The organism is Gluconacetobacter aggeris (genome assembly GCF_014174395.1).
Taxonomy (GTDB): domain Bacteria; phylum Pseudomonadota; class Alphaproteobacteria; order Acetobacterales; family Acetobacteraceae; genus Gluconacetobacter; species Gluconacetobacter aggeris.
This window is the reverse complement of record NZ_JABEQD010000004.1, coordinates 283,929-308,133: the sequence shown is the minus strand read 5'-3', so window position 1 is coordinate 308,133 and position 24,205 is coordinate 283,929. Positions and strand designations below refer to the sequence as shown.

Annotated in this window: 17 protein-coding genes and 1 pseudogene; 7 read left to right on the top strand and 11 right to left on the bottom strand. The window is 65.6% G+C overall.

Annotation, left to right across the window (positions count from 1 at the left end; genetic code table 11):
* Positions 1-47 precede the first annotated feature (47 nt).
* From HLH36_RS08680 to HLH36_RS08655, 6 genes are all read left to right on the top strand, one after another.
* A complete protein-coding gene (locus HLH36_RS08680; protein WP_182985982.1) occupies positions 48-1,268 on the top strand; it encodes an MFS transporter in 1,221 nt (406 codons plus the stop codon).
* A gap of 75 nt (positions 1,269-1,343) precedes the next feature.
* Positions 1,344-4,238 (top strand): nitrite reductase large subunit NirB, encoded by a 2,895-nt coding sequence (gene nirB / locus HLH36_RS08675; protein WP_182985981.1) that lies wholly within the window; start codon positions 1,344-1,346, stop codon positions 4,236-4,238.
* Positions 4,239-4,244: 6 nt separating this feature from the next.
* Positions 4,245-8,171: a bifunctional nitrate reductase/sulfite reductase flavoprotein subunit alpha gene (locus HLH36_RS08670; protein ID WP_182985980.1), complete on the top strand. Its 3,927-nt coding sequence runs from the start codon at positions 4,245-4,247 to the stop codon at positions 8,169-8,171.
* Positions 8,161-8,793 (top strand): ANTAR domain-containing response regulator, encoded by a 633-nt coding sequence (locus HLH36_RS08665; RefSeq protein ID WP_182985979.1) that lies wholly within the window; start codon positions 8,161-8,163, stop codon positions 8,791-8,793. The genes HLH36_RS08670 and HLH36_RS08665 overlap by 11 nt, the downstream gene beginning before the upstream one ends.
* Positions 8,790-9,725: an ABC transporter substrate-binding protein gene (locus tag HLH36_RS08660; RefSeq protein ID WP_182985978.1), complete on the top strand. Its 936-nt coding sequence runs from the start codon at positions 8,790-8,792 to the stop codon at positions 9,723-9,725. Before HLH36_RS08665 ends, HLH36_RS08660 begins: the two co-directional genes overlap by 4 nt.
* A 66-nt stretch (positions 9,726-9,791) precedes the next feature.
* Positions 9,792-12,089, top strand: a complete 2,298-nt coding sequence (locus HLH36_RS08655; protein ID WP_182985977.1) for a GH92 family glycosyl hydrolase — start codon at positions 9,792-9,794, stop codon at positions 12,087-12,089.
* Here HLH36_RS08655 and HLH36_RS08650 read toward each other — a convergent pair.
* The 3 genes from HLH36_RS08650 to HLH36_RS08640 are packed head-to-tail and all read right to left on the bottom strand — an operon-like array spanning position 12,061 to position 14,842.
* Entirely contained in the window at positions 12,061-12,804 is a 744-nt protein-coding gene (locus tag HLH36_RS08650) for an ABC transporter ATP-binding protein (RefSeq protein ID WP_182985976.1), read from the bottom strand. The genes HLH36_RS08655 and HLH36_RS08650 overlap by 29 nt on opposite strands.
* Positions 12,801-13,817 (bottom strand): FecCD family ABC transporter permease, encoded by a 1,017-nt coding sequence (locus HLH36_RS08645; RefSeq protein ID WP_182985975.1) that lies wholly within the window; start codon positions 13,815-13,817, stop codon positions 12,801-12,803. The genes HLH36_RS08650 and HLH36_RS08645 overlap by 4 nt, the downstream gene beginning before the upstream one ends.
* Entirely contained in the window at positions 13,814-14,842 is a 1,029-nt protein-coding gene (locus tag HLH36_RS08640; protein ID WP_182985974.1) for an ABC transporter substrate-binding protein, read from the bottom strand. Before HLH36_RS08640 ends, HLH36_RS08645 begins: the two co-directional genes overlap by 4 nt.
* 225 nt (positions 14,843-15,067) lie before the next feature.
* Here HLH36_RS08640 and HLH36_RS08635 point away from each other — a divergent pair.
* Positions 15,068-15,452 (top strand): annotated as a pseudogene (locus HLH36_RS08635) (cupin domain-containing protein).
* Between the two features lie 117 nt (positions 15,453-15,569).
* Here HLH36_RS08635 and gloA read toward each other — a convergent pair.
* The 8 genes from gloA to rseP form a co-directional block, all read right to left on the bottom strand.
* Positions 15,570-15,959, bottom strand: coding sequence for a lactoylglutathione lyase (gene gloA, locus HLH36_RS08630; RefSeq protein ID WP_182985973.1), 390 nt, complete (start codon positions 15,957-15,959; stop codon positions 15,570-15,572).
* A gap of 2 nt (positions 15,960-15,961) precedes the next feature.
* On the bottom strand, positions 15,962-16,846 hold the full coding sequence (locus HLH36_RS08625) for an LpxI family protein (protein WP_182985972.1): 885 nt from the start codon (positions 16,844-16,846) through the stop codon (positions 15,962-15,964).
* Positions 16,847-16,861: 15 nt separating this feature from the next.
* A complete protein-coding gene (lpxA, locus tag HLH36_RS08620; protein ID WP_182985971.1) occupies positions 16,862-17,716 on the bottom strand; it encodes an acyl-ACP--UDP-N-acetylglucosamine O-acyltransferase in 855 nt (284 codons plus the stop codon).
* Positions 17,717-17,905: 189 nt separating this feature from the next.
* A complete protein-coding gene (gene fabZ / locus HLH36_RS08615; RefSeq protein ID WP_182985970.1) occupies positions 17,906-18,391 on the bottom strand; it encodes a 3-hydroxyacyl-ACP dehydratase FabZ in 486 nt (161 codons plus the stop codon).
* Between the two features lie 92 nt (positions 18,392-18,483).
* Positions 18,484-19,557 carry a UDP-3-O-(3-hydroxymyristoyl)glucosamine N-acyltransferase gene (gene lpxD / locus HLH36_RS08610; protein ID WP_182985969.1) on the bottom strand — a complete coding sequence of 358 codons (1,074 nt, stop codon included), beginning with the start codon at positions 19,555-19,557 and terminating at the stop codon, positions 18,484-18,486.
* A gap of 16 nt (positions 19,558-19,573) precedes the next feature.
* Entirely contained in the window at positions 19,574-20,473 is a 900-nt protein-coding gene (locus HLH36_RS08605; RefSeq protein WP_182985968.1) for an OmpH family outer membrane protein, read from the bottom strand.
* 7 nt (positions 20,474-20,480) lie between these two features.
* Complete coding sequence (gene bamA, locus HLH36_RS08600; protein WP_182985967.1) at positions 20,481-22,904, bottom strand: outer membrane protein assembly factor BamA; 2,424 nt, start codon at positions 22,902-22,904, stop codon at positions 20,481-20,483.
* 154 nt (positions 22,905-23,058) lie between these two features.
* Positions 23,059-24,162 carry an RIP metalloprotease RseP gene (rseP, locus tag HLH36_RS08595; RefSeq protein ID WP_182985966.1) on the bottom strand — a complete coding sequence of 368 codons (1,104 nt, stop codon included), beginning with the start codon at positions 24,160-24,162 and terminating at the stop codon, positions 23,059-23,061.
* Positions 24,163-24,205: the final 43 nt, after the last annotated feature.

Here is a 24,205-nt window from a genome sequence, read left to right as displayed (position 1 = left end):
CCTAGGGCGCGTCCCCCTGATGCAGGGTGGGCGCTGGATGCTGCACCGTGGACAAGGGATTTTTCAAAGCCGGCAATCCGCGCACGCTTCTTGCCGCATTTCTCTATTTCGACGTTTCCTTCATGGTCTGGGTGCTGCTCGGCCCATTGGGAATCGCGATCTCGCGCGACCTGCATCTCAATGCCGGGCAGAAAGGCTTCCTGGTCGCCATACCGGTGCTGGCCGGGGCGCTGTTCCGCGTCGCCGCCGGCGCGCTGGTCGATCATTTCGGCCCCCGCCGCATCGCCATCTCCCTGCAGCTTCTGGTCATCGCCGGCCTGGCCGCGACCTGGCTCATCGCCCCCCATTCCTATCCCGGCCTGTTCCCCGTCGCCCTGATCCTGGGCGTGGCCGGCGCCTCCTTCGCCGTCGCCCTTCCCCTCGCCTCCGGATGGTATCCGCCCCATTATCAGGGCACGGCGCTGGGCATCGCCGGCGCCGGCAATTCCGGCACCGCGCTCGCCGCCCTGTTCGCCCCCGGTCTGGCGGTGCTCTATGGCTGGGTGAACGTGCTGGGCCTGGCCACGCTCCCGCTGGCCGCCGTGCTTGCCGCCTTCCTGTTCCTGGCCAAGGAGCCACCCCGCCGCCCCAGCGCCGGCTTCGTCGCCTGGCTGCCAGTGCTCAGAAAGCCCGATTGCTGGGCGCTGATGTTCTTCTACGGCGTCACCTTCGGCGGCTTCGTCGGCCTCGCCTCCTTCCTGACCATCTATTTCAACGATCAATACGGCCTGTCGCCGGCCGTGGCGGGCAGTTGCACGGCGCTGGTCGTGTTCGCGGGCTCCTTCGTCCGCCCGCTGGGGGGCGCCCTGGCCGACCGTGTCGGCGGCGGCCGCGCGCTGTGCGTCCTCTACGGACTCGCCGCTGCAATCTTCGCCCTGATCGGCTGCGGCCTGCCCACCATCTGGCTGGCCTTTCCCGCCTTCTTCGCCGGCATGCTCGCGCTGGGGCTGGGCAATGGCGCCGTGTTCCAGATCGTGCCGACACGCTTCCCCCATCAGGTCGGCATCCTGACCGGGCTGGTGGGCATGAGCGGCGGCGTGGGCGGGTTCTATCTCGCCTCGTCGCTCGGTGCGGCGCGGCAGGCAACGGGGTCGTACGGTCCCGGCTTCCTCGCCTTCGCCGGCATCGCCCTGCTCGCCCTCCTCTGCGTGTCGGTCTGCCACCGGCGCTGGAAAGCAGCGACGCCTTCACAGGCAGCCGGCATGGAAGAAATCCCCGCATCCATCTGACGCGACGCGCGACAGATCCATCAGCATCCCGCCCCGGACCACGATCCGACGAACGATATCGAGCGAGAAACGACCATGACCAGCACCGGAAACATCGTCATCATCGGCAACGGCATGGTCGGCCATTACTGCGCCGAACAACTGGTCATGCGCGGCCTGCACCAACACCACGCCATCCACGTCTTTGGCGAGGAACTGCACGACGCCTATGACCGCGTACACCTCACCGCCTACATGGCCGGCCAGGACACCAGCGCCCTGGCCCTGCATAAGGAGGATTTCCACACCGCCCACGGCCTCACCCTGCATCGCGGCGTCCGCGTCACCGACATCGACCGCGCGGCACAGACCATCGAAAGCGCCGAAGGCACGCTGCCTTACCACACACTCATCATCGCGACCGGCTCCACCCCCTTCGTGCCGACGGTGCCCGGCAATAGCGGCACCGCCGGGCTGGTCTATCGCACGCTGGACGATCTGGACCTGATCCGCGCCGCCGCCGACGGCGCGTCCCGTGGCGTCGTCATCGGCGGCGGCCTGCTGGGGCTGGAAGCCGCCAACGCGCTGGCCGGGCTCGGGCTGGCCACCTCGGTGGTCGAATTCGCCTCGCGCCTCATGCCCGTCCAGCTCGACGATGCCGGCGGCCAGGCCTTGAAGCACAGGATCGAGGCACTGGGCATCACGGTTCTGACCAACCACGCCACGCAGGAGATCGTAGCCGGCGAAACCTGCCGCCACCGCCTGGTCTTTGCCGATCACAGCATTCTCGAAACCGATCTGGTCGTCTTCTCCGCCGGCATCCGCCCGCAGGACCGGCTGGCCCGCGACTGCAAGCTTGCCATCGGCCCGCGCGGCGGCATCGTCATCGACGATTCATGCCGCACCTCCGATCCCGCCATCTTCGCCATCGGCGAATGCGCGGCATGGAACGGGCAGGTCTTCGGCCTGGTCGCACCGGGTTACGCCATGGCCCGCACCGTCGCCGCCCTCCTGGCCGGCGAGGAGGCCGCGTTCGGCGGCGCGGACATGTCCACCAAGCTCAAGCTGCTGGGCGTCGATGTCGGCTCGATCGGCGATGCCCACGGCGCCACACCGGGCAGCCGCAGCTATCGCTTCATCGGCGAGGCCGACGGCTCCTACCGCCGCCTCGTGCTGTCGGGCGACGGCACAAGGGTGGTCGGCGCAGTGCTGGTCGGCGACAATTCCTATTACGACACGATCCTTCAATACGTACAGAACGCCATCAAGCCGCCCGCCGACCCTGCGGCGCTGATCCTGCCGCGCGGCGACGGCGCGGAGCTGCTGGGCGCCGACGCCCTGCCCGACACCACCACCATCTGCTCCTGCCACAACGTCACCAAGGGCGCGATCCGCGCCTCCATCGACGGCGGCTGCACCGATCTCGCCGCCCTCAAGTGCGACACCAAGGCCAGCACCGGCTGCGGCGGCTGCACGGCGCTGCTCAAGAGCGTGTTCGAGACCGAGTTGGAAGCCCGCGGCATCACTGTCGACCGCAGCCTGTGCGAACATTTCTCCTATACACGGCAGGCGCTTTATTCCCTGGTCCGCGTCCACGGACTCCAGACCTTCGAAGAATTGATGGCACAATACGGCAATGGCGGCCTGGGCTGCGACATCTGCAAGCCCGCCATCGGTTCGATCCTCGCCTCGGCATGGAACAAGCCGATCACCGACCCGCTCTATATCCAACTGCAGGACACGAACGACACGTTCATGGCCAATATGCAGAAAAACGGCACCTACTCGGTGGTGCCGCGCATCGCCGGCGGCGAAATCACGCCCGACAGGCTGATTGCACTGGGGCAGGTCGCGAAAAGATACGGTCTCTACACCAAGATCACCGGCGGCCAGCGCATCGACCTGTTCGGCGCCCAGCTTCACCAATTGCCCGATATCTGGAACGAACTGCTCGATGCGGGCTTCGAGACCGGCCACGCCTACGGAAAATCGACCCGCACCGTCAAATCCTGCGTCGGCAGCACATGGTGCCGCTACGGCGTGCAGGACAGTGTCGGCAAGGCGCTGGATCTGGAAAACCGCTACAAGGGCCTGCGCTCACCGCACAAGCTGAAATTCGCGGTCTCCGGCTGCACGCGCGAATGCGCCGAGGCCCAGAGCAAGGATGTCGGCGTCATCGCCACCGAAAATGGCTGGAACCTCTATGTCTGCGGCAATGGCGGCATGCGCCCCCGGCACGCCGAATTGTTCGCGACCGACCTCGATGCCGAAACCCTGGTCCGTTACATCGACCGTTTCCTGATGTTCTATATCCGCACGGCCGACAGGCTCCAGCGCACTTCCGTCTGGCGCGAGACTCTCGAAGGCGGGCTGGATTACCTGCGCGACGTCATCATCCACGATTCCTTGGGCATCTGCGCGGAACTGGAACGCCAGATGCAGTCGGTGGTGGATCACTATCATTGCGAATGGCGCGACGCGCTGAACGACCGCGACAAGCTCAAGCGCTTCCGCACCTTCGTCAACGACACCCGTCCGGACCCGAACGTCCGCACCGTGCCGGAACGCGACCAGACCCGCCCTGCCGACAACCTGCCGGAAACCACGACCCAGGCCGGCCCCACGGACTGGACCGACCTCTGCGCCGAAACCGATCTGGTCCCCCGCTCCGGCGTCGTGGCCTGGCATGACGGCAGCCAGATCGCCCTGTTCTACCTGCCGCAATCGGACGGCGCACCCGCCCATGTCTACGCCATCGACAATCACGACCCCTTCTCCAGCGCCAATGTCATCGGGCGCGGCCTGATGGGCGACCTCAAGGGGCAGCGCATCGTGGCTTCCCCGCTCTACAAACAGCATTTCCGGCTGGAAGACGGCGCGTGCCTGGAAGATCCCTCCATCCGCCTGCAGACATGGGACGCCCGGCTACAGGACGGCAAGGTGCAGATCCGGGCGAAACGCCCGGCGATGCCCGATCTCGTCCCCGCCTGACGCATCATGGCGAAGGAAGAGATCCGCTCGGTCTGCCCCTATTGCGGGGTCGGCTGCGGGATCATCCTCGAAGTGGAAAACGGCACCATCGCCAAGGTGCGCGGCGACACCGCGCACCCGTCGAATGCCGGCCGCCTGTGTACCAAGGGCAGTTCCTGCGACCAGCCCCTGTCCTCGCCCCACCGCCTGGCCCACGCCGCGCTCAGGACGGAACGCGGCACCGAGGCCACGCCCGTCCCGCTCTCCCAGGCCATCACCGCCACCGCGCAACGCCTGCGCACCATCCTCGACACACACGGCCCCGACGCCATCGCCTTCTACGTCTCCGGCCAGATGTCGCTGGAAGCGCAATATCTCATCAACAAGCTGGCAAAGGGCCATGTCCGCAGCCAGCATATCGAATCCAATTCCCGCCTCTGCATGGCCGCCGCCGGCAGCGGCTACAAGCTCTCGCTCGGCGCCGACGCCCCACCCGGCAGCTACGAGGATCTCGACTGCACCGACCTGTTCTTCGTCATCGGCGCCAACATGGCCGATTGCCACCCGATCCTGTTCCTGCGCCTGATGGACCGCAAACGGGCCGGTGCAAAGCTGATCGTCATCGATCCCCGCCGCACCGCAACGGCCGAAAAGGCCGATCTCCATCTCCCCATCCGCCCCGGCACCGACCTCGCCTTGCTCAACGGCCTGCTGCATCTCCTGCTCCGCGACGGCGCCATCGACAGCGATTTCATCGCCCAGGCCACCACCGGCTGGGAGTCCATGCCCGATTTCCTGGCCGCATACCCGCCCGAAACCGTGGCGGACATCACCGGCCTGCCGGTCGCGGACATCCTGACCGCCGCCCGCTGGATCGCCGAGGCGGGCGCATGGATGAGCCTGTGGACCATGGGCCTCAACCAGAGCCTGACCGGCACCTGGAACACCAACGCCCTGTGCAACCTGCACCTGGCCACCGGCACGATCTGCCGCCCCGGCTGCGGCCCCTTCTCGCTGACCGGCCAGCCCAACGCCATGGGCGGGCGCGAAATGGGCTATATGGGCCCCGGCCTGCCCGGCCAGCGCAGCGCCCTGGTCGCCGCCGACCGCGCCTTCACCGAACGGCAATGGGGCCTCCCCCCGGGCACGCTACGCGAGGCCGGCGGAAACGGCGCGATTGCAATGTTCCAGGCCATGGAACGCGGCGCCATCCGCGCCTGCTGGGTCATCTGCACCAACCCCGTCGCCACAATCGCCAACCGCAATCACGTCATCCGCGCGCTGCAGGCTGCCGAATGCGTGATCGTGCAGGACGCCTTCGCCGACAGCGAAACCACGCGCTACGCCGACATCCTGCTCCCCGGCGCGCTGTGGGCCGAGGCCGACGGCGTGCAGGTCAATTCCGACCGCACCCTGACCCTGGCCCGCAAGGCCGTCGCCCCACCCGGCGAGGCGATGGCGGATTGGCAGATCATCGCCCGCATCGCCTGCGCCATGGGCTTCACGGAGGGCTTCTCCTTCACCTCATCCGCCGAAATCTTCACCGAAGCCAGCCGCTTCACCAACCCCCAGACCGGCTACGACATCGCCGGCATCACCCACGACCGCCTGCGCACCGGCCCCGTCCAGTGGCCGGCCCCCAAGGGCGACACCGCCCCCCGCCACCCCATCCGCTACCTGCCCACGCCGGGCAGCCCGCCAGTCTTCGCCACCCCCGACGGCCGCGCCGTCTTTCACGCCCGCCCATGGATGCAGCCGGAAGAATGGCCGGACGAAAAATTCCCCTTCGTGCTCAACAGCGGCCGCCTGCAACATCAGTGGCACACGCTGACCAAGACCGGCCGCGTCGAAAGCCTCAACCGCCTCAACCCCGGCCCCTTCGTCGAAATCGCCACCGATGACGCAAGCACGCTGGGCCTCACGCCGGGCGACGCCGTCCGCATCACCTCCCGCCGGGGCAGCATCACCTTGCCCGCGCGCATTACACCCGGCATCCGCCCCGGCACCTGTTTCGCCCCCTTCCACTGGAACGACCGGTTCGGCGGCGACATCACCGTCAACGCCATCACCTCCGATGCCGTCGATCCCATCTCCCTCCAGCCCGGCTTCAAACTCTGCGCCGTCGCGCTGGAACGCGTCGCGGCCCCCGCCCCCCCGCAGGAAGGACAGAACGACATGCCCTCCGGACAGCTCACCCGGCATCTCGGCCTGGCCACGCCCGCACCGCCTGCGCTCGATGAAGAAGCCAAAGCCTGGCTGTCCGGCTTTTTCGAAGCACTGCGCCTCGCCCCACCCGAACCCGGCACCGTCCCGCTGATCCCCGCCAACGCACCGCTCGCCCCGCTGGTCCGCGCCCATGTCAGCGGCCTGCTGGCCGGCCTGTACAGTCGGGAAACGCCCGCCGCCACCCCCGCCCCGGCCCTCTCATCCCCCGCCATCCGCGTCTGGTGGGCCTCGCAGACCGGCCGCGCCGAAGCCCTGGCCACCACCATCGCCACCTGGCTGCGCGAGGCCGGCCACAATGTCACCCACGCCTGCCTCGACACCTGCCAATCCGGCGATCCGGGCCCCGGCCGAGCCATCTTCATCGTCTCCACCTTCGGCGACGGCGACCCGCCAGACTGCGCCGCCCCGTTCTGGAACGCCCTGCGCGCACGCCAGGCCCCATTGCCGGACCTCACCTGCGCCGTCCTCGCGCTGGGCGATTCCTCCTATGCCAGCTTCTGCGGCTTCGGCCGCGCACTGGACGACCGCCTGCGCACACTCGGCGCCACCATGCTGCTGGACCGCACGGATTGCGAACCGGATTTCGACGACACGGTCGAGGCCTGGCGCGGCACCCTGCTGACCGCCCTCGCCCCCCACGCAGGCCCGCAGACGGCCGCCGAACCGCCCGCCCCCCGACCTGTTCCCACCATCGGCACCCGGGACACGCCTTCCATCGCCCGCCTGGTCCTCAACCAGAGCCTGTGCGGCCCCGGAGCGGACAAGGACACCCGCCGCATCGGCCTCGACCTCGGCGCCACCGACCTCGCCTGGCAGCCGGGCGACGCGCTGGGCATCTGGCCCTGCAATCCGCCGGCCCATGTCGAAACCGCCCTCGCCGCGCTCCGCCTGCCCGAGGACACGACCATCGTCCTGCGCGGCCACGGCCCGGTCGGGCTGCGCGAGGCCCTGCGCCGCCATCTCGACCTATCCCGCCCCAACCCGGCCCTGCTCGCCGCCCTGGGCCGGACGGAGGGCGGCTTCCTCCCCGACCTGCTCCGCGACGCGGCACTGGCGGTCACGGCACAGGACATCCCGCCCCTGTTCCGGCGCATGCAACCGCGCCTCTATTCCATCGCGTCGTCACCCCGCATCTCGGGCCGCGTCGTGGAACTGACCATGGGCGTCAATCGCGCCCCCTGGCCCGGCCTCTGCTCAAACTGGCTCGCCTCCCTGGCCAAAGGTGAGGAAGTCCCGGTCTTCATCCAGCCGACCTCCCATTTCCACCTGCCGCACGATGACGCGGCACCGATCATCATGATCGGTCCCGGCACCGGCATCGCCCCCTTCCGCGCCTTCCTGCAGGAACGCGCAGCCCGCAGGGCACCCGGCCGCAACTGGCTGTTCTTCGGCGAACGCCATGCCGAACAGGGCTTCTATTACCGGCAGGACCTCGACACCTTCCGCGCCGAAGGCTGTCTGACCCGGCTCGACACCGCCTTCTCGCGCGACCAGCCCACGCGCCTCTACGTGCAGGACCGCATGGAACAGGCCGGGGCCGAGCTCTGGGACTGGCTGCGCGCCGGCGCCTTCGTGTATGTCTGTGGAGACGCCGCCCGCATGGCGCGGGATGTCGATGCCGCCCTGCACAGGATCATTGCCCGTCATGGCGGCCTGTCGGCCTCCGACGCCGCCGATTTCGTGACCGGCCTGACGCGGGAGAGCCGCTATCTGCGCGATGTGTATTGATGACGCCGCCCACAGCCCCGGCCGCACGGCCCGCCCGCCGCTGACCGTCCTCGTCGCCGACGAAAACACCCGCCGCGCCCGGGCCCTGTCGGACGATCTGCGGGCCGATCCCTCGCTGCGCGTGCTCTCCATCCCCGCCGGCACGGCCCTGATCGACGCGGTGCGCCAATACCAGCCGGACGTGGTGCTGGTCGACATGGGCCGCGCCGACCGCGACGCGCTGGACAGTATCCGCGCCCTGTCCCAGCCCGCGCTCGAACGCCCGGTGGCCCTGTTCGTCGACCGCGACGATGTCGAACTGATGGAAACCGCCTTCGATATCGGCATCTGTTCCTACAATGTCCTGGATACCCCGCCCGACGACGTCAAACCCCTGCTGCGCGCCGCGATCGCCCTCTATACCCGCTTCCAGCGCACGCGCGGCGAACTCACAGAGGCCCAACGCAAACTGGCGGAACAGAAAATCATCGACCAGGCCAAGAGACTCTTCATGAAGAACGAGAACACGACCGAGGACCAGGCCTATCGCTGGCTCCGCCGCCGCGCCATGCAGACCTCCCAGCGCATCGCCGCCGTCGCCGCCGACTATCTCGCGGCCCAGGCCCGGGATGACGCGCCATGACCCGCCCCCTGCGTATCGGCCTGCTGCGCCTCACCGACAGCGCACCGGTCATCATCGCCCGCAATCAAGGCCTGTTCGCACAATACGGCCTCACGCCGGAGGTCGTAGTCTCCCCCTCCTGGTCCAACATCGCCGATGGCCTGGCCTGGAAAACGCTCGACGCCGCCATCATCTTTCCGCCTCTCGCCATCATGACCGCACTCGGGCGGCGCGGCCATGCCGCCGCCCTGCGCCCGCTCTGCACGCTCAGTCGCGGCGGCAACACGCTGGTCCTGCGCGGCACCAACCCGCTCGGCACGGCCTGGCCGCCCGGCACGGCGGGGCGGCAGGCCTTCGACGCATGGCGGCACACGCTGGGCCGCCGTCCGCGCCTCGCGGTGGTCCATATGTATTCCACCCACCTGCTCATCCTGCGCCGCTTCCTCGCGATGATCGGGGTGGATATGGACAGCGGAATCGAACTCGTCGTCATGCCCCCCGCCGACATGATCACCGCACTGGCCGATCGCACCATCGACGGCGGCTGCGTCGGTCCCTCATGGGGCACCGAGGCCTGCCTGCGCGGCCTCGGCTTCCTGGTCGGCGGCTCATCCACCATCATGCCGTCCCATTTAGAAAAACTCCTTGTTATTTCGGACACAATCGCCAGCAGTACCGCCCCCCTCCAGGCCGCCCTGCGCGACGCCGTATCCTACTGCCGGGCACCGGACAACCGGCACGCCATCGCCCAGGACCTCGCGCGCCCACCCGGGAAAGGCGGCCTCGCCCTGCCTCTCCGCGCGACCGTCGCGACACTGGACGAAAAGACGACGCCCGAACCCGTCACCTTCATCGCGGAAGACGTCACGCAATCCGATTTCGAATGGATCACGCAGGACATGTTCGATCTCGGCTGGATCGACGAGACCGAGCGCCGGACGCTGAGGGTCTAGGAAACGCCGCACGATGTGCGACACTCCGCCGCCAGAACGAACCATCGCCGGAACCAAGGTCCCTTCATGACGCGTCGCCCGCCCCTGTACTGCCTGTCCGCCACGCTGGCGCTCGCAATCGCCCTGCCCCCCGGCCCCGCGCACGCCGCCGGGGACACGGCCGGGGGCCCGGCCGCCATGGTGGACCCGCGCATCGGCACCGGCGGACCGGGGCATACATTTCCGGGGGCGACGGTGCCGTTCGGCATGATCCAGCCCTCCCCCGACACCGCAATGCCGGAATTCCACCACGCCTATGGCTGGGCCGGCGGCTATCAGTACAATGACCCCACCATCATGGGGTTTTCGCACACGCATTTCTCCGGCGCCGGACATTCCGACCTCGGCGACGTGCTGCTGATGCCCATCTCCGGCGATGTCCGGATGGAACCCGGCGACCCGGCCAAACCGCAAAGCGGCTACCGGTCGCGCTTCAGCCACGCTACCGAAGTCGAACATCCCGGCTATTACGCTGTCACGCTGGATGATTACGCCGTCCGCGCCGAACTCACGGCCGGTCTGCGCGTGGGCTGGCACCGCTACACCTTCCCCGCGGGCAAGCCCGCCCATGTGCTGCTGGATCTGCGGCCCAGCATCTACGACTATCCGGGCAAGGTGCTCTGGACGCGCCTGCGGGTGCGCGAGGACGGCACGGTCACAGGCTGCCGCACCACGCGCGGCTGGGCCCCGGGGCGCACGCTCTGCTTCGCAATGCGCTTCTCCCGCCCGATGACCGGACGCGCGCTGTACAACCGGGAAACCAATGTCCCCTATCGCGGCTTTCGCGGGCCGGGCAACGCACCGGTGGACCAGAATGTACAGAACGGCCGGGCGGTACAGGCAGTATTCGATTTCGGCACGCTGGACCGCCCACTGGGGGTAAAGGTCGCGATCTCCCCCGTCAGCGAGACGAACGCCATCGCCAATCTCGACCAGGAAGGTCGGGGCTGGGATTTCGACGCCCGCCGCGCCGAGGCCACAACCATGTGGAACCGGACCCTGTCGGTGATCGACGTCGCCGGCACGCCGGACCAGAGGACGCAATTCTACACCGCCCTCTATCACGCGATGCTGGCTCCGACCCTGAGCATGGATGCCAACGGCGAGTATCGCGGCCCGGACCAGGATATCCACAAGGCGCAGGGCTTCGGCTTCTACTCCACCTGGTCCACATGGGATGTCTATCGCGCCCAGCAGCCGCTGATGGCCTTGCTGCGCCCGGACATGAGCACGCAACTCGTGCGGTCGCTGATCGCGGCACAGCAGGCCAGCCCGGTGGGCGTGCTGCCGGTCTGGTCCTACCAGGGGCTGGAGACATGGTGCATGACCGGCTATCACGCCGTGCCGATCATCGCGGACGCCTATCTTGCCGGGGTGCGCGGCTTCGACGCGGACGCGGCGCTGAACGCGATGGTCGCCTCCGCCACCTCGCCCGTCTATGGCGACCTGACGGATTACATCAGGCTCGGCTATGTCCCGATCGACAAGGAAGCCGAGGCCGGCTCCAAGACGCTGGAATACGCCTATGACGACTGGTCCCTGGCACGGATGGCGCGCGCGATGGGCCGGACACGCATCGCGGAGCAATTCGAAAAACGCGCCGGCAACTGGCGCAATGAATGGGACCCGCAAACCGGCTTCATGCGCGCGCGCCTCAGCACCGGCCAATTCCACACGCCCTTCGATCCCACCGCCGCGGCCTATGGCAGCGATTATACCGAGGGCAGTGCCTGGCAATATCTATGGTTCGTGCCGCAGGACGTCCCCGGCCTGATCGAGGCGATGGGCGGCGATGCGCCCTTCATCGCCAGGCTCGACACCCTGTTCGATACCAGGGTCGATCCCGCGCAGTTCAAGAATGTGGAGGATATCAGCGGCCTGATCGGCTGGTACGCCCACGGCAACGAACCCAGCCACCATATCGCCTATCTCTACGACTATGCCGGCGCCCCGTGGAAGACGCAGCAGCGCCTGAAACAGATCATGGACAGCCAATATAGCGGCCGCCCCGACGGCCTGGCCGGCAATGACGATCTGGGGCAGACATCGGCGTGGTACCTGTTCACCGCGCTGGGCTTCTATCCCGTCGCACCCGGCAGCAACGACTACACGATCGGCCGCCCGTTCGTGCCCAGGGCCGCGATCCACCTGCCCAATGGCCGCACCTTCGCCATGGTGGCCGACCATCTGGATGCCGCCCATCCCTATGTCGCGGCCGTGACCCTCAACGGCAAGCCGCAGGACCTGCTGCACCTGCGACAGCAGGACATCCTCAACGGCGGCGAACTGCGCTTCGTCATGCAGGCGGAGCCGAAACGGCCGTAAATCCGTAAAGACCTGCAATCGCCTGCGCCGACAGCATTTCGGCGGCCGGCCCGTCAGCAACGAGCCGGCCCTCGCGCATCAAGATCGCACGGCTGAAATTCCGCGCAGCGCGCAGCGGGTCATGCGTCGTGGCCAATATGCCATACCCTTCACCGGCCAGCCCACGCAGCAGGCCGGACAGGCGCTGTTGCTGGCCGTAATCCAGCCCCGTCTCCGGCTCGTCCAGCACCAGCAGACGCGCCCCCTGGGCCAGCGCCCGCGCGATCAAGACCGCCTGCCGCTCGCCTCCCGACAGCGCGGCATAGGAGCGGTCCGCCAGATGACCGATCGCAAGCCGCGCCATCGCTTCCGCGGCGGCCTCACGATCGGCCGCCGGCACGACAGGCGCCAGCATCGCCCCACCGGCCAGCCGCCCCAGTGCCACCACATCCCGCACCCGATAGGGAAAGACCACCCCATGCCCCTGCGGCACATAGGCCAGATGGGTCGCCAGCACGCGCCGCGTCATGCCCGCGATCGCCCGCCCGTCGAGCAGCACCCGCCCCGACCGGGGCCGCAACAGCCGCAGCACCAGCCGCAGCAGCGTCGTCTTGCCGGCCCCGTTCGGCCCCAGCAGCGCGACCATCTCGCCCGCCTGCATCGCGAACGACACCCCGTCCAGTATCGTCCTGCCGCCCCGCGCGAATGACAGGGAATCGACCACCAGCCCGGTCATTCCACCCACCCGCGCCGAATCAGCCGCAACACGCCCAAAAAGACGACAACCCCCAGCAGATCCGCGATCAGCCCGACAGGGATTTCCTCGACCGACACGCACCGCGCCAGATCGTCGCAAACCAGCAGGAACGCCCCGCCCAGACAGGCACTCAGCGGCAGCACCCGAGCATTGCACGGCCCGGCCAGCAGCCGCGCGACATGCGGCACGATCAGCCCGATCCAGCCGATCATCCCCGCCACGGAAACCGTCACCGCCGACAGCACGGTCGCAGCCGCAATCACCCCATAGCGCAGCACGCCAACCGGCACGCCCAGCGTCCGCGCCTCGTCATCGCCCATCGCCAGCGCATCCAGCATGCGCCCACAAAGCGTCAGCACTCCGATCCCGATCGCCACCGGGACCGCCATCATGCCCAGATCGGCCCCCGTCACCTGCGTCAGGCTGCCCAGCAGCCAGAAGACGATATCGGGCAATTGCCGATCGGGATCGGCCACATATTTCAGCAGCGACAGCAGCGCGGTGAACAGTGCGGTGCTGACCAGCCCACTGAAGACCAGCATCAGCATCGACGCCGCATCGAACAGCCGCGCCACACCGACCGCTACCGCAACCGCGACCGCCCCACCCGCAAACGACAGAAGATGCATGCCCATGGGCGAGGCCCCGGCCACAATCCCCAGCGCGGCACCGAACCCGGCACCGGCCAGCACCCCCAGCAATCCGGGCGACACCAGCGGGTTGCGGAACACGGCCTGGAAGCCAGCCCCCGAAACCGACAGCGCCCCCCCGACAACCACCGCACCGGCAATGCGCGGTAGGCGCGTGCCCAGCACAATGGAATGCAGCAGGGCACGTCGTTCCTCAGGCATCCCCCCGTCACGCCCCACCAGCACCCCCACCAGATCCCCGAGCGGCACCTGATACCGGCCAAGCCAAAGTGACACCACCATCAGGAGCAGCAGGCTTCCCAGCGCCACGGCCCACAGCGCGCGCTCGCGCCACGCGGTCATGGCGCGCTATCAGGCTCCCTGGCCGCCAGGATGCGCGCGGCATCGGAGGCAGACAGATTATATCCGAAAAAATCCTGGTAAAACCTTATTGTTTCTTCTTCCATGTCGACCCTCGCGAAGCGGTCCGGATACAGTATCCGCGCCGTCCACAGAAGCTGGAGCGGATATTCGATCCCATACCGATCCCACGGAAACACGCCCGCCGGATTGCGATAGACCCGCCCCGCGCGCACGGCACGCAGCCCCGCCCATTGGACTGCGGCAGGATCGAACACCCCCGCATCGCCGCCCAGAATGATGATGTCAGGGTCCCATGCGGCAATCTGTTCCACTGAAACCGTATGCATGTTGCCTGGAATATCAGCCGCATTCCGCCCTCCGGCCTGCGTGATCCAGTCATCAATGATCGTGTGCGTGCCATCGATTTTCAGCGGAACCAGTGACTGGATATGCAGCACGCGCGGCCGGTGGCCCTCTGGTATGTCGGCAACGGCCGCCGCGACGCGGCCCCGCGTCTCATCCAGCATGACCACATAGCGCCCGGCAATCTCATGCGCGCGCGGATCACCCAGCACCTCCGCCGTCAGCGTCACTGCCCTCCGCAATGAGGCCTCATTGGTGAATCCCACCTGCACCACCGGCAACCCGATCCGCCGCATCGGCTCCAGAGCTGGCGAACCGCTGGAGACGAACGCCACATCCACCCCGGCATGGCGCAGCATCTCCACATTCGGCACGGCCCCCGTCACCCCTGCCGCCCGATACAGATCCGGCGCCACACAATACATCCAGGGCCGCGTCGTCGGCAGGTCATTGGTCACGACAATCCGGCCAGCAGCACCCAGCATGATAGTCACGGCATTGTGCGCGAACCACAGATCCGCGATCCGGGCCGGGTGATCCGGAACGGCCACGCTTTGTCCAGCCATGTCCACCACCGTCCGTCCCTGCCCGATGGCCGGCCAGACAATGCAGGAAACGGCCGCAAGAATCCCCATGGTGGCGCGTGGATCGTATCGTCTCATGCTCGGCCCTCTATTCGACAAGGAACTATATCCGGTCAGATAGATCCGTCACCCCCGCCTTCACGCGCGGCCGTTACGCGCCTCAACCCTAAACTACCTTTTCATGAACATGGATGGGCGTCCTGTATCACCCTCGGCCGATAAGGAGGACGAGCCATGATGATCTCAATCCGCACGGCCCTGATTGCCGCCTCTCTATCGGCCGCAGCAATCGCGCCATCGGCAATGGCCCAAACCGTGGCCTCAGGCCATCGCGACATCCTGTTGGCAGACCGATCATTCCTGGAATGGCGTGCCCTACACGCATTATCCGACGGCACAGCCGGAACTGACGATGATCCGGCTGACAATTCCCGCCCACTCGGCCCTGCCGTGGCACAAGCACCCGATCCCCAATGCGGTGTATGTGCTGGAAGGTGCGCTGACCATCACCGACCGGGAAAGCGGCAAGTCGCACGTCTATCATGCCGGTGAAGCGTTCGGAGAATCGGTCGACGATGTCCACCACGGACAGGCCGGCGACACGCAAACGGTCCTGCTGATCACTTACGCCGGAACACCAGGCGTTCCGACCTCGGTGCCCGTGAAGGGCCAATTGCCGGAATATTGAGCAACGCGCCCGGCGCGCGCGTTCTCAGCCTCAGCGGGAACGGTCATAGGGGCGCGATCAGCGAAGCACAGGAAACGCACGCCGGATTCTCGCCAGCCCGCGCTTAGAAACACCCGATCAGGGGCGCTGGATCAGTTCGATCTTGTACCCATCGGGGTCCTCGACAAAGGCGATGATGGTGACGCCGAATTTCACCGGCCCCGCCTCGCGCGTCACCTTGCCGCCACCGGCCCGCACAGCCTCGACCATCGCCGCCACGTCGGGCACACCAACTGCGAAATGGCCGAATCCGGTTCCGACCTCGTAGCTGTCATCCTTGCCCCAATTGTAGGTCAGCTCGATTTCCGCATGGCCGGCCGCGTTATCAGCATAGCCGATGAAGACCAGGGTATATTCGCCCTCGGGCACTTCGCGCCGACGCAGTTCATGCATGCCCAGCAGCTTGTAGAAAGCAATGCTGGCATCCAGATTGCGAACACGCACCATCGTGTGCAGATAGAGAGCCATCGTCATTCTCCTGTTCTGGCGGCCGGCATGCCCATCGCCCCGTCACCGATCCCGATCAGGAACAGACCAGCCTCATCGGCGGCGGCAATGCAGGCCGCCGGATCGGTCATCAGAGTGGCACCGGCCTGAAAGGCGATACCACGCAGTCCGACCTCTGCCGCGCGCCGGACAGTATCCGGCCCGATCGTCGGCAGATCGGCGCGGCGATCCTGTCCGGGCTTGAGCATCTTGACCAGAACACCGCCCGGCCGGCCTGGTTGCCGGCATTCCCCGGCCCGCAGCAGCATCTCGTCGGTGCCCTCCATCGCCTCGACGGCCAGCACCAGCCCATCCTGCACCACGCAGCCCTGCCCTATATCCAGCCGCCCGATTGCCTCGACCACATCTTGCCCGCGCCGAATATCGGCCAGAGCTCCAGTATCGGGCCGAATCTGCCCTAGAACACCGGAACGCCCGACCGAACCGGAGAGGAATTCATGAGCACCGTGAATAATAAATCCCTCTTCCGCCAACACGCGCACGATCGCCGCCAGCAGCCCGTCATCGCCCGAGAACAGCGCACGCCCAATTCGCGCCATGATCCGTGCACCTGCCGCGTCTGGGCGCAGATCGGAAAAAGACGGCCGGCGCACTGGTCCGATCATGACCAGATCCCGGCAGCCTTCCGCCCGCAGACAAGCCAGGATCTCGCCGGCAGCAGCCAGCCGGATATATCGATGAGGCCAGGAGCCGATCACCCGCGGCTCGACGAAATCCTGGAACCCGACGATAAAAACACGGAACCCCAGCGCCTCAACGGCGCGCGCCACCTGGCCGGGCAGAGGCCCACCACCGGCCAGAATGCCTACACAATCTCCTACTAGGCGCGGACCGCCGCCGACAGTCATACCGAAGACGGCCCCCTAGACACCGTCCGATTCGATCGATGCCGCGCCACCGCCAGCCACGCGCACCAGCCCGCGATGGCTAGAGGCCTCGATGAAGGCCAAGATCTCGGCCACCTTAGGCTCATCGCCATATTCCGCCCGCACCGCGGCCAAACGTCTGCTGAACGCGGTCGATTCCTCTTCCATCGTACGAGGATAAAGGGCACGGAACGCGCGGCGCAGGCGATGCATCTCAGCGGCCTGCACGCCATTGCGCTTCAGCCAGATCCAATGCAGCCCCACCAGCCGGGCACGATTTCCCAGTACGCTGCCATAGGGGATAACATCCGCCTCGACGCCACACACGCCACCGACCAGCGCCGCGCGGCCGATTCGCACGAACTGATGCAGCGCCGCCGCTCCCATGATCCGCGCTTGATCGTCGATCGTGACATGGCCACCCATAACGACGTTATTCACGATGATCACACTGTTCCCCAGCGTACAATCATGCGCAATGTGAGAATTCGCCATGATCAGGCAATCATCACCCACCCGCGTCACGCCGCTGCCAGTCGCCGTGCCGCGATGGATCGTCACATGCTCGCGTATCACCGTCCGCGCCCCAATGTTGCAACGCGTGGGCTCACCCCTGTATTTCAGGTCCTGGGGCGCCATGCCGATCGTTGTAAAAGGATAGCAGACGACGCCCGCGCCGATCCGCGTATGACCTTCGACGATCACGTTGGCGATCAGGTGGACGCCATCCTCGATCACCACGTCGGGACCGATCGAGCACCAGGGACCAATCCGGACCCCTTGTCCGATCCGGGCCCCGTCGGCGACGATCGAAGAGGGATGAATCTCAGGGGCCCGGCTTACGGAGTCCATCTGTGCCAAATCGGTCAATATGCTCTCCCATGGCTGGGCCCAACGCCGGAACCGTTTGCATGCCGGTATTCACACATGCCGCAGCAACCCCTCTGGGGTCGCTGCGGCCTCATACCAGATATCGCATTTTTCGCTGACGAGGAACTGCCGTCCCGCAACAGAACGTTTCAATCCGATTCTGGGGCGGCTTCAGCCCATGATCATCGCGCTGAACGTCGCCTCGGCCACAGACACGCCGTCCACACGCGCAACACCCTTGAATTTCCAGACATTAGCGCGGCTGCGCTCCTTCTCGACATGGATTCGTAGCTGATCCCCAGGTTCCACCGGGCGCCGGAACTTGGCTCCGTCGATGGTCATGAAATAGACCAGCTTGCCCTCGAAAGCCGTCCCGAGAGTCAGCACGACCAAAGTCGCCGCTGTCTGCGCCATCGCCTCGATGATCAGCACGCCGGGCATTACGGGGCGGGACGGAAAATGCCCCTGGAAATGCGGTTCACTGGCCGTGACGTTCTTGATGCCGACCGCCGAAGACCCTAGCACGATATCGACCATTCGGTCGATCAGCAGGAACGGATAGCGATGAGGAATCGCCTCCATGATCCGCATCACGTCAATCGATTCGATACTGGTCGGGCTGTCGCCCACCGAGGGAACCTCTACTTCTTTATTCACGTCGTCCGACCATTTTGCTCAGGACTGCAGGTCCACGCGCCTTTTCATACGAGCACCCACCTGTCCCGGTTAAATTCCGGGGGCCTGCTGTCTCAGGCCTCGCCTCCTCCCTCGCGCGGCGCCTTTTTTGCCAGACGCCGCAACACCGCCACATTCCGGAAGAATTCCCGGAATGGCATCGCAGGACTGCCGATCACATCAGCCCCCGCATCCACATCCGACATCACGCCACATTGCGCCCCGATCCGGGCCTTGGCGCCAATACGAATATGGCCGATCAGGCCGGCTTGGGCAGCAACGGTAACGAAATCGCCAAGTTCCGTAGACCCTGATATCCCAGCCTGGGAAACCACGATACAACAGCGCCCCAAGCGAACATTATGGCCAATCTGCACCAGATTGTCGAGCCGCGAGCCCGCGCCGATCACAGTGTCCTGTGACGATCCCCGGTCGATAGTGGAGTTCGCCCCAACTTCCACCCCATCCTCCAGAATCACACGTCCCAGTTGGGGAACGGTCTCGAAACCGTCGGGGCCGACTGCGAACCCAAACCCTTCCTGACCAACCCGCACTCCGGCTAGCAGCGTCACTCGATCGCCAAGAAGAGCGTGCGACACGCAAGCCTGAGCGCCGATCCGGCAACGTGCACCGACCTGCACCCCGTCGCCTATCACCGCATGCGAATCGATGCGGGTTCCCGCCCCGACGAACGCCCTCGCCCCGATCACCACAAAGGGACCGATTTGCGCCGAAGGATCAATGACGGCGTCCACACCAATTAGGGCGGTCGGATGAATGCCCGGCACCACGGCCGGCAACGGATGGAACAGGCTGGCCACCCGCGCCCAGGCCAGATAGGGCGTCTGGCAGACCAAACCGATCGTCCCTTTGGGAAGCCGATCAACGAAAGCGGGGGCCAGAAGTACTACGCCAGCCCGAGTCTGCTCCAGCAACGGCGCATAGCGCCGGTTGTCCAGAAAACTGACATCCTGCGGGCCGGCGGATTGCAGCGGTGCTATGCCAGCATATAGCGTGTCTGGATCGGAGCCCTCATCCCCCACGGTTCGCGCGCCGGCGCATTCCACAAGCTTCTGGAGCGGAAACGGGCCGCTCCGCTCGAAGAACCGTCCGTCACCCGGCAGGGCGATGCCGACCTGCCCTTCCATCGCGTGCCGCTCCCGCTCAGTGATGCGCCGCCGCGGGGGCGGCCGCCGCAGGCGCCACCACCGGGGCGGGAGCTTCCTGCTGCTGGCGTTCGACATCGGCAGTGGTCGGCATCGTGCCCGACTTCGCCAGCACTTCGGGATCGACATTCGCCGCCGGGATGAACACCGTCGGCAGCACCTTGTTCAACTGGTCGGCGACCTGCTGGGTGATGTCCAGCCCATCCTGGCTCAAGGCCACCTGTTCACGATGCAGAACCAGGTTCATCCCCCGGCTGCTCGCAACCTGACGGATGATCTGAACTAACTCGCGCTCGATCTGCCCCAGCGAGACCTGGGCCGCTTCCTGGACGATCCGGTTGCGGTTGCGGAAGTCGCGCTGGGCGCTGATCACGCGCTCCTGCAAGTGGCGCTCACGTTGCTGGATTTGGTCCGAGGCCATATTTTTCGCCTGGGCCTGCAGCTTCTGCTGCTCGTCCCGCCAGCCAGCCTGCTCCTTCTGCGCGTCGCGCGCCAGTTCGTCGCGCCGGCCGCCCAACACACGCTCGGCCTGCTGCGCTGCAGTCGACAGACGCATCACGTCAGGCACGCTGATCACACCAATCACCGGCACCGGCGGGGCGACGCCGCGCGGAATATCGGGCGACGGTGGGACGGGCGGCAGCGGCAGCACAGGCGGGGTCTGCGACTGGGTCTCATCGCCATCGGCGGGAGCCGCGGGCATAGAAACGGGGGCCGTGCGCGCCGGGCCACGGGGGGCGGAAGCCGCCGGCGCCGGCTGGGCGGTCTTGGGCACGAACCAGCCTGCATTTCCGCCGGCAGGTGCGGCTCCCTGCGCCCAGGCCGGAACGCAGGAGGTGCCGGCGCATGACAGCACGACGGCCGCGACCAAAGCGGATACGCCACGTGAACGAAGCATTGTCACCTCAGAATTGCTGGCCGAAGCCGAAGCGGAACAATTGGGTCCGGTCATGCTTCTGCTTCAGGACCGGAATACCAAGGTCGATATTGATCAGGCCGAACGGGCTCTTCCACGCAAACCCGACACCGGTACTGACGCGGGGCGTCAATGTGTCGCCATAAACCGGCGTGTAACGGGGCATGTCCTGCGGATAGGATGTATAGCGCCGCGATACACGCAACCCGTCCAGTCCACCCATATCAACGAAATAGCGGCCGCGAATCCCCATATCGGCCCCGAACGGCATCGGGAAATTAAGGGTAGCCGAGGCGGTGTAGAGGAAGCGGCCGCCGATGAAATCCTCCTGCGAATGCATCGCATAGGACTGGCCGTTCCACGTATAAGCAGGGATACCCATGCTGCGCGGCCCGGCACCACCGTCCAGAAAACCGCGCAGCGTGTTACCGCCCAGATAGAAGTTATCGATGATGTCGCTGCGGCCGCCACCCCAGTTGGCGATCTCACCCGCGCCAGCCGTTAGTGCCAGCGTCCAATCATGGTTGCCCGTCAGGTCATCCATCGGAATATAGTAGCCGAGATCCACCTTGCCGCGCACGTAACGTTCATTGCCGCCCAGACCGGCGAAATCACCGCCGAGCCGCACCACGTAGCCGCTATGCGGCTGCATCCGGTTGTCACGCGTGTCGTAGGTCAGGGTGGTGCTGAGCTGCGAGAGTAACGACCAGCCAGTCTGATCCAGAACATACCACGACGCGTCGCTATAAGCATTGTCGACATGACGATCCGTCAGCGTGTAGCTCCACGATTGGGACAGACGGTTGGTATAGGCATACCCCATTCGTAACGTGATGCCGTACCGCCCCTCCGAATAGTTCTGATAGGTCTGGTAGTTGTTCTCGATGACGAACAGGTCGACGCCGGCCACCAGGTTGCGGTTAAGGAAATACGGATCACTGACTGATATATCCGCCTGCCTTTGGTAATATGCCATCGTGCCCGAAATACCGGCATCGACGCCCGACCCCAACAGATTATGCTGCTTCAGGCCGATATTGCCCAGAATACCCACATCGGTCGAATAGCCGCCGCCCAGCGAGAATTCACCTGTCGGCTTCTCAACAACATTGATCGCCACGTTCGTCCGGTCCGGGGCGGAGCCGGTGGTCTGATCAACCGAAACGGTGCTGAAGAAGCCAAGATCCTGCAGGATCGCCTTGGCGTATTTCCGTTCGGTGGGCGTGTACGGGTCGCCTTCAGACATTGGGAGTTGGCGACGAATCACTGCATCCTGCGTGATCGTGTTGCCGTTGATGTCGATCCGCTCGACATAAGCGCGCGGCCCTTCGCTGACATCGAACAGCAGGTCCACAACGTGACGTTCGGGGTTTCGGGCGATTTCAGGCCGCACCATGGCGAACGGATAACCCTGGCCCTGCAGAATTTCCTGCATGTCGGTCGCGTTATGCTGCACCGCGCTGCCGTCGTACCACTGATTCGCGAACAACTCGATATATTTGCGCATCGACGCCGCGCTGACATGTTTCAGTGACGAACGGATATTCACCTTGCCCAGCCGGTAGCGTGGTCCTTCGTCTACCGTAAAGGTCACGTAGAAGGATTTGCGGTCCGGAGACAACTCGCCGGTCTGGTTGCGTACCTGGAAATCGACGAATCCGTTGCGCAGATAAAACCGGCGTAGCAGCTCCGAATCGTAGCGAATACGCTCAGGGTTATATTCGTCGGAAGACGCAAAAAATCGGTACCAAGCCGTTTCTTTCGACGAAATGACCTGTGCCAGTCGGGCCTCGCTGAACGCCTTGTTGCCGACGAATGAGATCTTGTGGATCAGCGTCTGCTGGGCTTCATTGATCAGGAAGACCACATCGACCCGGTTATGGGCCAAGCGGATGATCTGAGGTGTCACAGTCGCGGCATAGCGGGCTTTGCCTGCATATACCTCCAAGATCTTCTGGCGATCAGCCGCTGTGATCTGGGTCGAGAACACAGCGCGCGGCCGCAGCGAAATCACCTTGCGCAAATCCTCGTCCTTCGCAGCGTGATTGCCCTCGAAGACGATGCGATTGACAATCGGATTCTCGGCCAGGCGCACCTGAAGCACGTTACCAGCACGATGCAGCGTCACGTCGCGGAAGAGACCCGTAGCGTACAGCGTCTTCAGCGAACGATCGAGCTCGTCCTGATTGAACGGGTCCCCCGGCTGCACCACCATATAGGACAGGACGGTACTGGTCTCGATCCGGTCGTTACCGGTGACCTGGATGGATTCGATGACACCACCGGACCGGACCGATTGCGTCGCCGAGGAATGACCTGCCGCTGCAACGCCGCGCCGAGCCTCGGCGGTCCCGGCAAAAAACAACGGCACGAGGCAAACCGACGCAAGAAGCGTTGAACGTTTAGTCGGCAAATTCGGTTTCCCCCAAACCAGACGCTCCGCGGCCCCCGACACCACGCCATGCGAACAGAGTCGCCGGGCACGAGATCGATCATATCCGCTTGGCGGACGTATCCGAAATCCCCCCCCTCGCGCAAGCGCCCGCATGCCGCAACATGCAGAAGCGTCAACCGCTCAGCGACGCAACCCAGCGAAACAGGCCGAAATGGGACAAATCATTAAATGTGGAAAACAGAAACAATCCCGCGATGACCGCAAACCCCGCCTGGAAACTGATATCGCGCACCCGGCGCGAAACCGGGCGGCCGAGCAGAGCCTCCAGCCCGTAGAACACCAGTCTCCCGCCATCCAGCACGGGAATCGGGAACAGGTTGATCAGACCCAGATTGACCGATAAGAGCGCCATGAACGACACTAGGCTCGCCACCCCATATTGCGCGACCTGCCCCGACATCTGCGCGATGCGCAGCGGTCCACCGAGATCCTTCGCGCTATGCTGGCCAGTCAGCATCTGCCACAGCCCATCCAGCGTCTGAACCGTCAGGCGCCACGTCTCCTGTACGGCAGCACCAAGCGCCGCCAGTGGCGCCATCGGCTTGCCGATCGTCGCGGTGAACATCACTCCAAGCTGGCCGGTCCGACCGCCGTTCTTGTCCGTCACAATTCCGACGGTCACCGGCAACGTCACCACCTGATCGCCTCGCCGGACGCCCAGTTCGGTGTGCGCACCTGGCTCCGCGGTGATGCGGGCCTGGATATCTGCGACGCCAGAGACCGCATGAGTGCCTATACGTACAATCATGTCCTCCGGCTTCACCCCGGCCGCCTCAGCCGCACTGCCCGGCATGACCTGCCCCACGACATTGCGAATCTCCGGCCGCCCCGTCGCCATGAACAAGCCGGCGAACAGGACGATGGCCAGAAGAAAATTGAACACCGGTCCAGCGGCAATCACGATCGCCCGCGACAATACCGGCTTGTCATGAAAGGTGCGCCCCGGCAGCCAAGCGGCCACCTGTTCCGGCGTCGCTTCTTCCGGCCCTTCGAATCCGTGCGGCTTAACGTATCCACCTAGCGGAACGGGACAAAGCCGCCATTCGGTTCCCACCCGGTCGTGCCAGCGCAGCAGGGGCCGCCCGAAGCCGATCGAGAAGACTTCGACATGCACTCCCCGCCAGCGGGCAGCCAGATAGTGGCCCAGTTCGTGAATGAAGACCAAGACACCCAAAACGAGGGCAAAGGCCAGAAGGGTCCGAAGCAGCTCGGGCATAGTGATGGGTCAGCTCCTCATAACGATATTGCCGCTCCATATC